This is a genomic window from Pantoea sp. (assembly GCF_039594315.1).
In the GTDB taxonomy this organism is placed as follows: domain Bacteria; phylum Pseudomonadota; class Gammaproteobacteria; order Enterobacterales; family Enterobacteriaceae; genus Pantoea.
Map to the genome: position 1 here is coordinate 1 of NZ_JBCNNP010000001.1, position 15,146 is coordinate 15,146.

Here is a 15,146-nt window from a genome sequence, read left to right on the forward strand (position 1 = left end):
GCTAAGCCTGAGGAGATCTAAGGTTAGTTCAGGGACGACATCTGTGAATTGTTCCGTACGACATTAGCGCTTTGGAGTAACAATTAGAGTGCACATAATCATGATTATGTTAAATGAGGTATCCCAGAACGCACTCAAACACGATTATTCATCTCACCTGCCTCTATCTATGCTGCGCATTCATTTTCATCCCAAGTGTTCCCATTCAAGATATTCTCATCCCTACCCTTTATGACAAAAATGCCGGCGATGTGGCCTTTTAGACATCACATTGACCACTCTGGTCAGTAGTTGAATTAAAACTATGTTTTATAATAAATATTTAGTTGCCTGACGCTAGGCGAGATTTAGCTTTTTCGCAGATTTCAGGGGCGCTTTCTGCTATAAAAGGTTCATACATTTTAAGGTTGAATGATGGAAACACTATGAATGTAAGTGAAGCAGCGCTTCTGAAGTTCGGGAATCCTGTAACAGCATTGGGAGTTATTAAAAGATTTTTTGATTATGCCATCTTTTATTAAAATATTCTTTAATATAGATTGCGGGGATTAAAATATTTTTGTCTTCCGAGTGAGTCATGAGAAGAACGGTATAACTATGATCAGGGGTTCAGCGAGCTTCATGAGACCAACCTGTTGGGTTCCACTACAGCAAACTGATGGCAACATATTCCTAACCTCCGTTTTCCCCCCATTCTTCTGACCAAAACAAACATCTCTCAGAAGCTGAAGTTGGCGATTATTATAAAATGCCTATGTATGTTGTAACTAGAGAGGCAAGGTTCTCGCCATATACATCAACCTTGAAACGCATGCCCGCTCCCCCAATCCAGGAGAGCAGGCAATCAATTACTTACGTGCATCAAGCAGTTGCTGTGCGTTGTCTGCGGTTACCGTGGTCCACGGAATATAATAATGCTTCGCGGTGCCGCCATCCCAATTCAGGTCTTTGGCGTATTGTTTCCAGATATCCGATTGCGGCTGATAGCTATCACCTTTAACCGCACGCAACGCCACGTCGATCGAACCCTGCATTTGGCCTTTGGCATCCTGCAAAATCGACACCATTTCACCGGCCTGCACCGCATGAATCGCATCTGAAACGCCGTCTACACCGGCGATGGCGAAGTCTTTCACATTCAGGCCAGCGCCTTTAATCGCTTCAATCGCACCCAGCGCCATTTCGTCGTTCTGGCCAATCACGCCATTGATTTTGCCGCGATGTTTTTGCAGCCAGTTTTCCATCAGCGGTTGCGCTTCGGCACGTGACCAGTTAGCGGTTTTACGCTCTAACACCGTGACTTGCCCTGCGCCACATTCGGCGATGGCTTTATCGTTGCCCTTGCCGCGCTGGATTTCACCGCTGCCGCCTTTCGGCCCTTCGATGATTACCACATTCACTTTTTTGGTTTTACATTCCAGCTTGTCCAGCACCGCTTTGGCTTCGAGATAGCCGCCCAACTCATCGTTTGAAACCACTTCAGAAGTCATTGCTTCGGTATTCAAGCGCGCGTTGGTTACCACCACCGGAATTTTGGCTTCATTGGCATTGGTAACAATGTCGATATTGGCTTCGAAATCCATCGGGTTAACGATGATGGCGTCGGCACGCGTCTGGATTGCGGTAGCTGCCTGATCGTTTTGTACCGAAGCATCATAGCGTCCATCATAGAAAGTCAGCACTGCTTCACCGCTTTTCACTGCTGGATGCTCTTTGCCGTAACGCTCCATTAACTGCACGAATTCGGCTTTGTTGCCGTACATTAACACGGCAATTTTAACCGGCGCGGCTTGGGCAATTGTCATGCCCCCCATCATCATTGCCGAGGCGAGCAATGCGAGTTTGGTCATTTTCATTGTTTTTCTCCTGGTAGGGTTTTTCATATCAACAGAGTTAGTCACGTTGTTGTTTACGTGAAGGATCAAGCAGTACCGCCACTACAATCAAAGCGCCTTTGATGATCTGCTGGTAATACGACTGCACACCGAGCAAATCGAGGCCATTGTTCATCACGCCGATGATCAGCACGCCAAAGAAGGTGCCGACCAGTGTACCGACGCCGCCCGCCATGCTGGTGCCGCCGATGACAACCGCCGCAATCGCGTCCAGTTCATACCCCGCACCGGCATTGGTTTGTGCCGAACCGGTACGCGCCGTCAGAATCAAGCCAGCAATGCCCGCCAACGCGGCGCACAAGGTGTAAACCAGCACTTTGATGCGCACTACGTTAATGCCTGATGTGCGAGCACTTTTCGGGTTGCCGCCCACCGCATACACGTAGCGACCAAAGATGGTTTTATTGAGTAATAACCATGCCAGACCAAACAGAATCAGGAAGATGATCACCGGCAAAGGAATGCCCGCCATGTAGCCGTTGCCGAGCCAGCGGAAGTCCGGATTTAACTGTGAAACCGGGTTGCCGCCAGTGGTTAGCATGGTTAAACCGCGCGCCGCAGACAGCATGCCCATGGTGACGATAAATGGCTGGAGGCGATAACGCGCCAACACCGTGCCGTTGATCAGGCCACAGACAATGCCGATGCCCAATGCGACAATCATCGGCACCATCACCGCTGTCGCCGTATCGCCAATCGATAAACCAGCATTGATGGTAGCGAAGCGTGCCGCGACGATGCCGCTTAACGCCAGCACCGAACCCACCGATAGATCGACGCCCGCAGTGATAATGACAAAGGTCATGCCGATGGCGAGAATGCCGTTGATCGACACCTGACGCAGCACGATCAACATGTTCTCATTGCTGAGGAAATAGTTGCTGCTCCACGCGCCTTGCGCGACCTGATATTCACCAATTGCCGCCACAATCAGGCACAGTGCAAAGAAGGCAATAATGATGCCGTACTTGTGCATACGCCGTTTATTGCGCGTGAAAAACGAAACCCCGGGTGTTAAAGATTGCGTACCGTTCATGTTTTTTCTCTCTATTAAACCGCTAACTTCATGAGTTCGGCTTGAGTGGCGTCGGCTGCCGACAACTCACCGGCTAACCGGCCATCGCGGAACACCAATATGCGATCGCTCATGCCGATGATTTCCGCCAGCTCGGATGAAACCATGATGATTCCTTTATTTTTCAAAGCGAATTCCGACATAAAGCGGTAAATCTCTTTCTTCGCGCCCACGTCAATGCCGCGCGTTGGTTCATCCAGCAGCAGCACTTGCGGATCGAGCAGCGCCCAACGTCCTAGCACTACTTTTTGCTGGTTGCCGCCGCTCAAATTGCCGACGATCTGCTCGCCGTCCGGCGTTTTGACGTTAAAGCGTTTGATCATCTCGTTCGCCCGCTGCTGCTCGCGCTTTTCATTGATGAATCCCGCACGGCTGATGCCACTGAACGACGAGATATTGATGTTTTCACTGACCGAGCGGCACAACACCAACCCGGTTTCTTTACGATCTTCAGTGACATAGGCGATGCCAGAATCAATGGCTTCTTTCGGCGAATGACGTCCCAGCGTTTTATCACCCAGACGAATGGTGCCGCTGTCGGCGTGATGCACACCAAACACCAGATCGAGAAATTCGCTACGTCCCGAACCGACCAAACCATAGATGCCGAGGATTTCGCCGCGCTTCAGATGCAGACTGATATCATTGATTTTGTTACGCCAACGCAGATTATTGACCTCCATCATCACCTCTTCGCCCGGCTGATTGAACTTGGCGAATTCACTGTCATATTCCCCGCCGATGATGTGTTCGATCAGCTGTTCACGCGTGATGTCGGCAATAAAACCTTCCTTGATGTACGCGCCGTCGCGAAAAATGGTGTAGCTGTCGGCAATCTGGAAAATCTCCGACAAACGGTGTGAGACATAGATAATGCCCTTGCCTTTTTCCGCCAGTTTTTTGATGGTCTGGAAGATTTTCTGCGCATCTTCCTCACCAATTGCCGAAGTCGGTTCATCCATGATGATGATGTCGGCGTTGGCGTGTGACAGCGCTTTGGCAATCTCGACCAGTTGCTGCTCAGCAACGCTGAGATTGCGCATTTTCTCGGTGGCCGAGATCTGGAAATCCAGCTCCTTAAGCAGCGCGGTGGTGCGCTGATTTAAGGTGGTGAAATCGACAAAACCGAAGCGCTTCGGTTCGCGACCGAGCCAGATGTTTTCCGCCACGGTGAGATCGGGAATCGCGCTGAGTTCTTGCTGCACAATCGCGACGCCGGCATTTAACGCTTCTTTCGGATGATGAAACTCGCAGCGTTCACCGTTAATAAAGATGTCGCCGCCATCCGGGCGAATAAAGCCCATCAAAATGCTGAGAAAAGTCGATTTCCCTGCTCCGTTGCCGCCGCACAGCGCGTGAATTGAGCCGCGACGCAGGCAGAATTCGGCATTTTTCAGTGCCACCACCGGGCCAAAGGCTTTGCGTACGCCAGTGACCTCCAGCAAATAAGCGGGCTGTTGGGTTTGTGCATCGTGTGTCACAGTTGCACCTCCGGATAGGCTTGTTGCAGGCGTTGTAAATAGCGCTGATACAACGCGTCGTATTGCTGCTGACGGGCGGCATCAGGCTGCGTGCGAGTTGACTCATCGAGTGAAACAAAGCGCTGGCAAAGTTGCTGCAACACGGCATTGGCATCTTGCTGCGCATCATCAGCCAGCGTGGTGGCCCACATCGCCTGAATCGCACCGCCAAGGGCCGCCGTCTCTTTCACGTCCGGGCAAATCACCTCACAACCCATTACATCCGCAACGATTTGCCGCCAGCGTGCGCTGCGTGCGCCGCCGCCAGTCAGACGAATTTCACGGGCATCGATGCCTTGTTGACGAAACAGCTCAATGCCGTAACGCAGGCCATAAGTGGCGCTCTCCACCACCGCCATGCACAGATTGGCGCGGGTAAAATTATCGCTATCGAGGTTGTGCAAACTGGCGCGTGCATGCGGTAACTGCGGTACGCGTTCGCCGTTGAAAAACGGCAGCATTTCCACACCGCCCGCACCCGGCGCCGCTTGCTCCAGCAGGGTGTTGAAGCCTGCGATATCTTCATCGAGTAAAGATTGAACCGCAGTAGTTGCCGACGTCACATTCATGGTGCAAATCAGCGGCAGCCAGCCGTTGGTGCTGGAGCAGAAGCCAGCGATCATCTCTGATTCAGCAATCACCGGTGCATCGGCGCAGGCAAACAGTGTGCCGGAGGTGCCAAGGCTCATGGTGATCGTGCCCTGCGCAATGTTGCCGGAGCCAATCGCCGCCATCATGTTGTCGCCGCCGCCGGTGGAGACGCGGGTGCTAGCGGACAATCCCAGCTTCTCCGCCGCTTCGGCACGCAGCGTGCCAATGCATTGATCGGCGCTAAGTAACTTGGGCAAGGCGTTCCACAAGCGACCGCTATCATCGATCAATTCCACTACATGCCGATCCCATTGGCGCGTGCGCACGTTCAGCAAACCGGTGCCGGATGCATCGCCGTATTCGGCAACACGCTCGCCAGTCAGCCAGAAATTCAGGTAATCATGCGGCAACAGAACCGTATGCAGGCGTGGCCAGCTTTCAGGATGCTGCTGCTTAAACCACAAGATTTTCGATGCGGTATAGCCAGTGGCGATCATCACACCTAATTGATCAAGCGAGCCTTTTACGCCACCCAATTGCTGTAACAGCGCATCGTTTTCCGCTGCGGTTTCGGTGTCGCACCACAATTTGACGCTATGCAGCACTTCACCGCTTTCATCTAGCGGCACAAAACCGTGTTGCTGACCAGAAACGCCGAGTGCCTCAATCTGCTGACCGTTGACGCCGGCATTTTCCAGCGCCTGCTTAAAGGCAACGATCAGCGCATCGATCCACCATTGTGCTTCCTGTTCGCGACGCCCATTGGAGTCGCTGATCAGGCGATGAGTGGCGCTGCCTTCACCGAGGATCACGCCTTGTTGGCTGTCGACAATCACGACTTTGGTGCCTTGTGTACCACAGTCAATGCCAGCAAAAAGCGCCATGATTACTCCATTTCCAGCATGATTTTGATGTCGGAGGCGTGTCCTTCTGCTGCGCGCTCAAACGCGGCAACGCTTTCTGCGAACTTGTAGGTTTGGGTGATCAATGGCTGCACGCGCAGTTTGCCGCTGCTCAGCAGACGCAAGGTGCGTGGATACATGTTGGCGTAACGGAAAATGGTCTTGAAGGTGATCTCTTTGGCCTGCGCCGCGACGATATCCATCGGCGCTGCATCAATTGGCATGCCGACCAGCACCGCTGTTGCGCCCGGCGCGGCATGCGTGGCGATACTGGCGATAGCCGGTTTCGCGCCGCTGCACTCAAACACCACATCTGCCCCGTTGCCGCTGGTCAATGCCGCGACTTTGCCTGCTAAATCGCCGGTTTTGATATTCACCGCGTGTAAGCCTTGATAGTTGGCGGCCACGGCCAGTTTTTCGTCGAATAAATCGCAAATGATCACGTCGGAACAACCCCCCGCCAATGCAGCCAGCGCGGTTACCACGCCGATCGGGCCTGCGCCAATCACTAACGCGATATCACCCGGTTTGATGCCCGCTTTGGTGGCGGCGTGCATGCCGATAGCTAATGGCTCAACCATCGCGCCCTCAGCAAAACTGACGTTGTCCGGCAATTTGAAGGTGAATGCGCCCGGATGGATCACGGTTTCACGCAGGCAGCCGTGAATCGGCGGCGTGGCCCAAAAGCGCACAGCAGGATCGAGGTTGTAAATACCGGCGCGCGATTGCGCAGAGTTAAGGTCAGGAATGCCGGGCTCCATACAAACGCGATCGCCCACTTTCACATGCGTGACACTTTTGCCGGTCGCTAACACCACACCAGACGCTTCGTGTCCTAACACCATCGGCGCGTTAACCACGAAAGGCCCGATTTTGCCGTGCTGATAGTAATGAACGTCGCTGCCGCAAATGCCGACGGAATGAATTTTGATCTGCACGTCGTTATCGCCCAGCACCTCATCAAACTCGCGATCTTCGATGGCAATCTTCCCGGCTTGTGCCAAAACCAATGCTTTCATATGCGCCTCACCTTAATCATTTTGATGGTATCGATATCATTTTCTTCTGGCGATATTGCGATAACTCAGGTGAGAGATCTGTGATGTTTGTTATATTTTGACCAAATATGTAAACGAATAGGATTATGTCGCGTGTGAATTAGCGATGTTCATCACAGAACATTGCTACCTAAGCCATGTTCAATGACATCGATACCATTATCTTGATTGGAGAAGAGGATGAGTCATTCAACTGAACACACGCAACGTACACTGGAGTTTTTGCAATTGGCTGGCATGGTGTTAACCGATGATGAACGGCAACGTATTGAAATTGCGTCATTTGGCTTGCCGGATTACCCGATTTCAGGCTTGCAGCTACTAACCTATGTTAATTCGCCACGTTACTGCGCCAAAGAGTTGGTGCTATTACCGGGACAAACGTGCCCAGAGCATTTGCATCCCCCTTTTGATGGCACGCCGGGAAAACAGGAAACCTTCCGCTGCCGCTGGGGCGAAGTTTATCTGTTCGTGGATGATGATAATTTGACGCCCAATGACGCCAGCGGCAGCAAAGTCTGTCAGGTGCCAGAAGGCAGCGAAGCGTGGTATACCTGCACGCGCTATATTTTGTTAAAGCCCGGCGAGCAATACACCATTGCACCGAATACGCGCCATTGGTTCCAGGCGGGTGATAAAGGCGCGGTGGTATCGGAGTTCTCGTCGGAAAGCCGCGATGAACTGGACATTTTCACCGATCCACGGGTCAACCGCTTAGCGTAACAAACTGCATTCGCGTCCTGCTGCCAAATCTGTCATGATTCGTTAATGATACAAAATGATGCTTTTCACTAAGGAGTTGCTTTTGGCTGTTGGGCGAGGACGAAAGGCAACGCTAGCCAGCGTTGCAGCACAAGCGAATGTCAGCAAAATCACCGCCTCGCGTGCGTTTTCGCAGCCGGATAAAGTGCATCCGGAAACGCTGCAACGTATTCGCGAGACGGCTGAGCAACTGGGTTACGTGGTGAACACCGCAGCGCGCAGCTTGCGCGCTAAATCGAGTAAAACCATTGGCATCGTTAATCCCGATATGGCGAACCCGTTTTTTGGTGGCCTGACACGTCTCATGACGCTGGAAGCGCAAAAAATGGGTTATGACACGCTGGTGTTTGACTCTTATGAATCGCAGGAAACCGAAAATCGCATTATCGACAAACTGATTGGCTATAACGTCGATGCGATTATCTTGTCGGTGATTTCCAACGATCAACATTACCAACCCGCTTATCTCAAGCGATTGGAAACGCTGAATATTCCGGTGGTGCTGGTCGACCGTGAACTGGATTCCCGCCATTGTAGCGGCGTCTATATTGATAACCTCGATTGCGGCTTGCAGGCCGGACGTTGGTTACTGGAACAAAATGCGCAACGTGTGGTGGTGGTTTCCGGGCCGGAAAACTCCAACGTGGCACGCGAACGCGTCATCGGTATTCAGGCCGCTTTGCAGGGAAAAGTCAGTTCGTTAGAAGTGCTGCATGCCGATTTTTTTATGGATATCGCCTGGCAGGAAACCAGCCGCTGGCTGAGCCAAAATCCAGCGCCGGATTATTTTGTGGGTTGTAACAACCAGATTTCATTGGGCATTGTGAAAGCCTGCATTGAACATAAGCTCGCGCTTGGCCAGCAGGTTTCATTGTTCAGCATCGACGAAGTTTCACATGCAGGCATTTATGGTTTCCACTTCCCTTGCGTGTCGCATGATTTGCAAGAAATCGCCTGGCAAGCCACGAATCTGGCGATTCGCCGCGTCAGCGATGCCGAAATTAAGTCGGGAAAAGTCATCGTGCGCGGCAAAGTGATCGCCTGATTACGACTGTGCTAGCGATAACTCATACACCACGCACGGCACATCGTAATGGGTTTCGATGCCTTTATGCTTCATACCTAAACGCTGCATCACTTTTTGCGAGGCTTGGTTTTCCGGATCGGCGACCGCGACTAAATAGTTAACGCCAATCTGCTCAACTGCAAACTGCACGATCGCCTGCGCGGCTTCGGTCGCAAAGCCTTTGCCATGATGATTGGCATTCAGTCGCCAACCGATCTCCAGCGGCGCGCCATCCTGATTAGCCAGATGTTGCAAGCAAGCCGCGCCAACCACCTCATCTGACTCTTTTTCACAAATCGCCCACCAGGAAAAACCGTATTGCTGCCAGCGCTGCATCACCCGTTCAATGGTTTCGCGCGTCTCTTCCGGGGTTTTAACCTTGCCGTTGCTGATATAACGCATGATCTCAGGATCATTTTCCATTGCCCGTAAGCCATCGAAATGCGCATGTTGGAAAGGTTCAAGGCGTAAACGCGTCGTCTCTAATTGCATAGCAGCTCCTGTTTTGTCTTGGCATTGCCTACATCCTAACAATATTTCAGACATTTCATACAAACCGCCCTTGCCCGCTCTGATTTTTATCCGATGGGTATCTCTGTCTAATAAGGAAATTCTTGGGATGGAGGTGAACATGTTGTCATTAACGATAATCGACAATAACAAATGGATTTCTGAAGGTATTTCGCGCTTTTTTGCGGGCAAATTTATTCAGGTGAGAAATATAGGACAAGAAAGTCTTGATGGCGTTCTCAGCCAAATTGCGGGAACGGATGTGCTAATCACTGAGTTAACCGCGTACGGACGCGACGTGCAGTTCTTTACTGAGCTGTTGCTTAAAGTGCAGTTTTCATCGCCGGCAACCCGCATTGTGGTGTTAACGGAGCTGAATGAAAGCGCGGTGATCAGCTACGTGGCCAGCGTGCTGCCCAAAGTCACCTTTCTGGATAAACAGTGCAGCTTAAAAGAGCTATCGAATGCGGTGCTGGGATTGCAATATGCAACAGCGTTCGATCATAGCGCGCGTCGTACCAAACAGACGCTGTCACCACGCGAATTTGGCCTGCTGCGACTATTCGGTCAAACCAGCAATCTGACCGACATTGGCCATTCACTGAGACTGAGTTGCAAAACCATTAGCCATCATCGTCAGAGCATTATTCGCAAGCTGAATTGCTCAAGCAATAAAGAGTTTTTTAGCCGATTGAATCGTATGGGTTATCAAGCGAAAAATATGCAATAAACTGGATTGGGTGCGTATCCTGCGCACCCCACGTCACGCTTGATGCCATACTCTCCGATATGATGCTTTCCATAATAAATATCTTATTGGAGCAGTATGAAAATAAATGGCCTTGAAATAACCACCGCAACCCAACGCGATATTCGCGGCATTTCTCAACTGCAACAGGAAAACAGCGCTGCCAACAACGGGTCGCTTTCCGCAGCGTTACCTGAATCCACCATTGCTGCCATGATTGACGAAATGCCGGTGATCGTGGCACGCGCCGGCGATAAGGTACTGGGCTTTCTTATGACATCCTCTATGAGGAAAAACATCGAGTTACCGATTATCAAAGCCATGCTGGCAACCTATTCCGGCGGTAATAATGCGTTTCTTTATGGCCCGATTTGCGTCAGTGCAGAAGCCAGGAATCAAGGTTTGGCCAAAAAGATGTTTGCCGAGCTGCGCCCATTGGTTGCGGGCAGAGAAGGGATTTTATTTATTCGCAACGATAATGCGCCATCAATTAAAGCGCATGTAAATATGGGCATGAAATTAGTGGCGGAGTTTGAGTTTTCAGGTGTTCAGCATTCGATATTTTCGTTTATTGCTTAATTAATTCTTCTTCCATCCTCCTTCGTAGGGTCGCCATTTATGGTGACCGGTTCTGCTTACACCAAAGCCTTCAACCACTCTGGAAAACAGGTCACCATAAATGGCGACCCTACGGATGTTTTGCGCAAATTTTGTGTGATTGCGCTTGCAAATTCGCCACCTGCTGCTGGTTAACGCATCATATCAGGGCGCAGAATGGAATATATAACCATCACTGAATATATATTCACATCTAAAAATCATCAGCCAGAACAATGACGATTAGCGCAATCATCTGAGGAGAATGTCTTATGAGTAGCTACACCTATCCAAAATTCGGTGCCGGATTGTGGCACTTTGCCAACTATATCGATCGTTACGCCGTTGATGGTTATGGCCCGGCGCTCAGCACTTTGGATCAGATCAAGCTGGCGGGCAGCGTTGAAGAACTCTCTTACGTCGATGTGCCTTATCCATTCACCGAAGGCGTGACCGTGGCGCAGGTTAAACAAGCGCTGGAAGATGCCGGATTAAAAGCCATCGGCGTTACGCCTGAAATCTATCTACGCCGCTTTTCGCGTGGTGCATTCACTAACCCCGATGCCGCTATCCGCAAACAAGCTTTTGATTTGATGCACGAAGCCGCAACGGTGGTGCGCGAATTAGGCGCCAACTACGTTAAGGTCTGGCCGGGACAGGATGGTTGGGATTATCCGTTCCAGGTCGATCATAAAAATCTGTGGAAAATGGCGGTGGACGGCATGCGTGAATTGGCGAGTGCCAATCCCGACGTCAAATTTGCCATCGAATACAAACCCCGTGAGCCGCGCGTAAAAATGACCTGGGATTCGGCGGCGCGAACCTTACTGGGCATTGAAGATATTGGCCTGGATAACGTCGGCGTGCTGCTGGATTTCGGTCATGCGCTATTTGCCGGGGAATCGCCAGCTGATTCCGCCCAGCTCATTATCGATCGTGGTCGCTTGTTTGGTATGGACGTCAACGACAACCTGCGCGGCTGGGATGACGATCTCGTAGTCGGCACCGTGCATATGACGGAAATCTTTGAGTTCTTCTACGTCCTGAAGATCAACAATTGGCAAGGCGTGTGGCAGCTCGATCAATTCCCGTTCCGCGAAGATCATGTTGAAGCCGCTAACCTGTCGATTCGCTTCCTCAAGCACATTTACCGTGCGCTGGATAAATTGGATATTGCCGCTTTGCAGGAAGCGCAGCGCGAGCAAAACCCGCTTAAAGCGCAGAAGATCATTCAGAACGCGCTGTTAACCAGTATTGAGCAAGAGTAATTCCGCAATACGGTGGTCAGGAATGGCCACCCAACAAATGTTGGCACTTTCCGCTTAACTTCCCTTTTCTATAACATTCAAACTCATCGCACTCTACAATTTAGCGGGCGCCATTTATGGTGACCGATTTTCGCACTCAACTATTAATCATGAGGTTTCAATGAGTTTACTGTTTAGTGCCACGCAACTGGGTAAGTTAACCCTCGACAATCGCATCGTGATCGCTCCGATGTGCCAATACTCTGCGCAAGACGGTAAAGCCAGCGCCTGGCATCGCATTCATTTAGGCCAACTGGCGCTTTCTGGCGCGGGTTTGCTGATCATCGAAGCAACCGCCGTTGAAGCCGAGGGGCGTATTTCTCCAGGCGATTTAGGTTTGTGGAATGATGAAACCGAATCAGCGCTCGCAACGGTTTTGCAGGACATTCGCCAATACTCAAACATGCCGATTGGCATCCAACTTGGTCACGCCGGACGCAAAGCATCCTGCGCTGCGCCGTGGCAAGGTGGTCATCAATTGCCACTTGAACAAGGTGGCTGGCAAACTGTTGCGCCTTCCGCCCTCGCCTTTAATGCTGAAGACCGCCCGCCAGTAGCCTTAGAAAAACAGGATTTGCAGCGTTTGAAGCAAGCCTTTGTCGCCAGCGCCAAACGCGCCGAGCGTTTAGGCATTCAACTGATTGAGTTACACGCTGCGCACGGTTATTTACTCCATCAATTCCTCTCACCGTTGAGCAATCAACGTGATGATGAGTACGGCGGCTCGCTGGAAAATCGTCTGCGTTTCCCGTTGGAAGTGTTTAACGCGGTGCGTGAGGCATTGCCGCATTCCATCGCGGTTGGCGTACGACTTTCGGCCACGGATTGGGTTGACGGCGGTTGGGATGTAGAGCAATCCGTTGCCTTTAGCCAAAAATTGGAAGCGGCGGGATGTGATTATGTGCATGTATCGAGCGGCGGCCTTGACGCGCAGCAGAAAATTAGTGTCGGTCCGGGCTATCAATTGCCGTTTGCGCGTGAAATCCGCCAGCAGGTGAAGATGCCAGTGATTGGCGTGGGTTTGATTACCGAAGCACAGCAGGCTGAAAAAGCGTTGCAGGAGGGTGATGCCGACATCATCGCACTGGCGCGTGCGGTATTATATACCCCGCACTGGCCGTGGCAGGCAGCCGCTGAACTTAATGCTCAGGTGCAAGTGCCGCCGCAATATCTGCGTTCAGAGCCACACGGTTTGAAAGGCACATTGGTAAGCAATAAGCGCTAGTACGGCGCAAAACGGTGCGCGTCCATGCGCACCGTTTTGCAATCACTGATAAAACGCCGGCTTCACTGGCATATTGATCGCCTCAATCACGCCCGAATTCTGCGCAGCGACGCACGCATCGGCGGCAACTGCCGCAGCATAGCCGTCCCACGCTGATGGACCGGTCATTTCACCCGACAACACGTTATTGATGAAATCCTGCAATTCAACGTCATACGCATCGATAAAGCGCTTCTTCCAATCAATTAAAATGCTGGTTGAGAGTTTCGCCGCGCTGCGCGTTTGCACTGACATCGGTTCAGGTAGATTAGCGATGCCGGTTTCGCCAACCACCTGGCACTGAATATCGTAGCCGTAGGCACAGTTAACGAAGATTTCCACATCAATGCGCACGCCTTTAGCGGTTTCCAGCAGCACAATTTGCGGATCTTTCAGATGTGAAGATGCTTTGCGCGTTTTGCGTGGATAAATCACCTGCGCGCTAACGTAATCATCTTGCAGCAGCCAGCGCAGCACATCCAATTCATGGATCAGCGTATCGGTGATCGCCATATCGGTGGTGTACGAATCACCCACTTCAGGATTGCGGTGCGCGCAATGCAGCATCAGCGGCTCGCCGATCTCACCGTTATCAATCACTGCTTTCAGCGCACGATAACCGCTGTCGTACGGGCGCATAAAGCCAACCTGCACCAACTTTTTACCAGCGGCGATTTCGGCTTGCACAATGTTCATGCAGCCTTGCGCGGTTACCGCCAGCGGCTTCTCGCAGAATACCGCTTTACCGGCGTTGATGGCCGCCAGCACGAACTCTTCGTGCGTCGGCCCCCATGAAGTCACCAGAATAGCCTGTACTTCTGGCGCATTGATCAGGTCATGCGCGTTGTCGTAGATCTCGGCCTGAATGCCAAGATCGTTGATGATCTGTTCGCAGTTAGCGCGGTTGATATCATTCAGCGCCACTACGCGAGAATGTTGCAGCACTTTGCTGCAACGACGAATGTGTTCGCGACCGATCGCGCCCGTGCCAATTACACCGATATTGAGCGTCATGGAGTGTTCCTTAGTTGTTCAGGTAAGCAATGCTGGATTGGATTTCACGGGCGATGTCATCTTCGCTCCATGCATCCATCACGGAAGAAAACGGTTCAAAGGCATAGATGCCGCGATAGCCCATCTCCTCTAAACGCTGCACTTGCTGCTTCGATCGCAGCAGATCATCGGCGCTGAGCATGATGCGTTCTTCATCAGTTAATTGCGCGGTTGGACGCGTATCGGTTACGCCGGATAAATGCACCAGGCCGATGTTTTGCACATCCACGCCGCCAGCGAAATCCTGTTCCGCGCCTTCGTATAAATGGTGGTGAAAGGTATCCAACACGATTTTGAACGGTGCACCCGCTTGTTGAATCAACTGCTGCGCCAGTGCTGCCGAGCGTAACGAGCTTTGCGGGAAGCCAAGCGGCTCCACCAGCCCCAAGATGCCGTATTCGGCAAACAGCGGAGCCAGGGTTTTTAGTGCGGCTTCCGTTTGCTGATTGGAAATAACCGTTCCGTCATTTAAAGGGCAAAGCACTAAAGCTTTAGCGCCGGTTGCTCGTGCGTCTTGTAATAATCCGCGCGTTTTTTCCAATACTTCATCGGTTAATTGATTAAACGGATAAACCGCATTAATGGTTTCAATGGTGAATGCGTGTTGCGCGGCTAAATGGCGCACGTCTTCACCGGTTAAATTATCGCTTACGCGGCCACTTTTCATATCGTTGCGTATTTCAACTTTATTTAACCCCAGCTTTTCAATCAGATTGAAAAATTGTTCAATGCTGAGATTCGGTGCAATTTTACGATTAACGCAGAGACGATCATGGCTTATTTTATACGTCATGGTGC

At 51.4% G+C, this 15,146-nt stretch carries 14 protein-coding genes; 6 read left to right on the top strand and 8 right to left on the bottom strand.

Going from position 1 to position 15,146, the window contains the following annotated elements:
* Positions 1–848: 848 nt before the first annotated feature.
* From ABDW13_RS00005 to ABDW13_RS00025, 5 genes are read right to left on the bottom strand one after another with little or no spacing between them, the layout of a single operon-like run.
* The gene (locus ABDW13_RS00005; RefSeq protein WP_343550316.1) at positions 849–1,856 is read right to left on the bottom strand and encodes a substrate-binding domain-containing protein; all 1,008 of its coding nucleotides are present in this window, start codon (positions 1,854–1,856) and stop codon (positions 849–851) included.
* Positions 1,857–1,893: 37 nt separating this feature from the next.
* Positions 1,894–2,931, bottom strand: a complete 1,038-nt coding sequence (locus ABDW13_RS00010; protein WP_343550317.1) for an ABC transporter permease — start codon at positions 2,929–2,931, stop codon at positions 1,894–1,896.
* Positions 2,932–2,945: 14 nt separating this feature from the next.
* Complete coding sequence (locus ABDW13_RS00015; RefSeq protein WP_343550318.1) at positions 2,946–4,451, bottom strand: sugar ABC transporter ATP-binding protein; 1,506 nt, start codon at positions 4,449–4,451, stop codon at positions 2,946–2,948.
* Positions 4,448–5,965, bottom strand: coding sequence for a xylulokinase (gene xylB, locus ABDW13_RS00020; protein WP_343550319.1), 1,518 nt, complete (start codon positions 5,963–5,965; stop codon positions 4,448–4,450). The genes ABDW13_RS00015 and xylB overlap by 4 nt, the downstream gene beginning before the upstream one ends.
* 2 nt (positions 5,966–5,967) lie before the next feature.
* Positions 5,968–7,002, bottom strand: coding sequence for an NAD(P)-dependent alcohol dehydrogenase (locus tag ABDW13_RS00025; RefSeq protein WP_343550320.1), 1,035 nt, complete (start codon positions 7,000–7,002; stop codon positions 5,968–5,970).
* A 219-nt stretch (positions 7,003–7,221) separates the two neighbouring features.
* Here ABDW13_RS00025 and ABDW13_RS00030 point away from each other — a divergent pair, with 219 nt between their 5' ends.
* Positions 7,222–7,764, top strand: a complete 543-nt coding sequence (locus ABDW13_RS00030; RefSeq protein WP_343550321.1) for a D-lyxose/D-mannose family sugar isomerase — start codon at positions 7,222–7,224, stop codon at positions 7,762–7,764.
* 82 nt (positions 7,765–7,846) lie between these two features.
* Positions 7,847–8,848 carry a LacI family DNA-binding transcriptional regulator gene (locus tag ABDW13_RS00035; RefSeq protein ID WP_343550322.1) on the top strand — a complete coding sequence of 334 codons (1,002 nt, stop codon included), beginning with the start codon at positions 7,847–7,849 and terminating at the stop codon, positions 8,846–8,848.
* Here ABDW13_RS00035 and ABDW13_RS00040 read toward each other — a convergent pair whose 3' ends face one another.
* Entirely contained in the window at positions 8,849–9,361 is a 513-nt protein-coding gene (locus ABDW13_RS00040) for a GNAT family N-acetyltransferase (RefSeq protein WP_343550323.1), read from the bottom strand. It abuts the gene before it with no gap.
* A 139-nt stretch (positions 9,362–9,500) separates the two neighbouring features.
* Between ABDW13_RS00040 and ABDW13_RS00045 the strand changes: the two genes are divergently transcribed.
* The 4 genes from ABDW13_RS00045 to ABDW13_RS00060 all read left to right on the top strand — a co-directional run bounded on the left by ABDW13_RS00045 (position 9,501) and on the right by ABDW13_RS00060 (position 13,256).
* Positions 9,501–10,109, top strand: a complete 609-nt coding sequence (locus tag ABDW13_RS00045) for a LuxR C-terminal-related transcriptional regulator (RefSeq protein ID WP_343550324.1) — start codon at positions 9,501–9,503, stop codon at positions 10,107–10,109.
* Between the two features lie 96 nt (positions 10,110–10,205).
* On the top strand, positions 10,206–10,706 hold the full coding sequence (locus tag ABDW13_RS00050; RefSeq protein WP_343550325.1) for a GNAT family N-acetyltransferase: 501 nt from the start codon (positions 10,206–10,208) through the stop codon (positions 10,704–10,706).
* A gap of 290 nt (positions 10,707–10,996) precedes the next feature.
* Positions 10,997–11,992 (top strand): sugar phosphate isomerase/epimerase family protein, encoded by a 996-nt coding sequence (locus ABDW13_RS00055; RefSeq protein WP_343550326.1) that lies wholly within the window; start codon positions 10,997–10,999, stop codon positions 11,990–11,992.
* A gap of 160 nt (positions 11,993–12,152) precedes the next feature.
* Positions 12,153–13,256 (top strand): NADH:flavin oxidoreductase/NADH oxidase, encoded by a 1,104-nt coding sequence (locus ABDW13_RS00060; RefSeq protein WP_343550327.1) that lies wholly within the window; start codon positions 12,153–12,155, stop codon positions 13,254–13,256.
* Between the two features lie 42 nt (positions 13,257–13,298).
* On the opposite strand, the gene ABDW13_RS00065 is transcribed toward ABDW13_RS00060, so the two are convergent.
* Positions 13,299–14,309, bottom strand: coding sequence for a Gfo/Idh/MocA family oxidoreductase (locus ABDW13_RS00065; RefSeq protein ID WP_343550328.1), 1,011 nt, complete (start codon positions 14,307–14,309; stop codon positions 13,299–13,301).
* 10 nt (positions 14,310–14,319) lie between these two features.
* Positions 14,320–15,141 carry a TIM barrel protein gene (locus ABDW13_RS00070; RefSeq protein ID WP_343550329.1) on the bottom strand — a complete coding sequence of 274 codons (822 nt, stop codon included), beginning with the start codon at positions 15,139–15,141 and terminating at the stop codon, positions 14,320–14,322.
* Between the last annotated feature and the right edge of the window lie 5 nt (positions 15,142–15,146).

Excerpts from the sequence above, each read along its gene's own strand:
- ABDW13_RS00005 (WP_343550316.1), bottom strand. The coding sequence starts at position 1,856 with ATGAAAATGACCAAACTCGCATTGCTCGCCTCGGCAATGATGATGGGG.
- ABDW13_RS00010 (WP_343550317.1), bottom strand. The coding sequence starts at position 2,931 with ATGAACGGTACGCAATCTTTAACACCCGGGGTTTCGTTTTTCACGCGC.
- xylB (WP_343550319.1), bottom strand. The coding sequence starts at position 5,965 with ATGGCGCTTTTTGCTGGCATTGACTGTGGTACACAAGGCACCAAAGTC.
- ABDW13_RS00025 (WP_343550320.1), bottom strand. The coding sequence starts at position 7,002 with ATGAAAGCATTGGTTTTGGCACAAGCCGGGAAGATTGCCATCGAAGAT.
- ABDW13_RS00030 (WP_343550321.1), top strand. The coding sequence starts at position 7,222 with ATGAGTCATTCAACTGAACACACGCAACGTACACTGGAGTTTTTGCAA.
- ABDW13_RS00040 (WP_343550323.1), bottom strand. The coding sequence starts at position 9,361 with ATGCAATTAGAGACGACGCGTTTACGCCTTGAACCTTTCCAACATGCG.
- ABDW13_RS00045 (WP_343550324.1), top strand. The coding sequence starts at position 9,501 with ATGTTGTCATTAACGATAATCGACAATAACAAATGGATTTCTGAAGGT.
- ABDW13_RS00050 (WP_343550325.1), top strand. The coding sequence starts at position 10,206 with ATGAAAATAAATGGCCTTGAAATAACCACCGCAACCCAACGCGATATT.
- ABDW13_RS00055 (WP_343550326.1), top strand. The coding sequence starts at position 10,997 with ATGAGTAGCTACACCTATCCAAAATTCGGTGCCGGATTGTGGCACTTT.
- ABDW13_RS00060 (WP_343550327.1), top strand. The coding sequence starts at position 12,153 with ATGAGTTTACTGTTTAGTGCCACGCAACTGGGTAAGTTAACCCTCGAC.
- ABDW13_RS00065 (WP_343550328.1), bottom strand. The coding sequence starts at position 14,309 with ATGACGCTCAATATCGGTGTAATTGGCACGGGCGCGATCGGTCGCGAA.
- ABDW13_RS00070 (WP_343550329.1), bottom strand. The coding sequence starts at position 15,141 with ATGACGTATAAAATAAGCCATGATCGTCTCTGCGTTAATCGTAAAATT.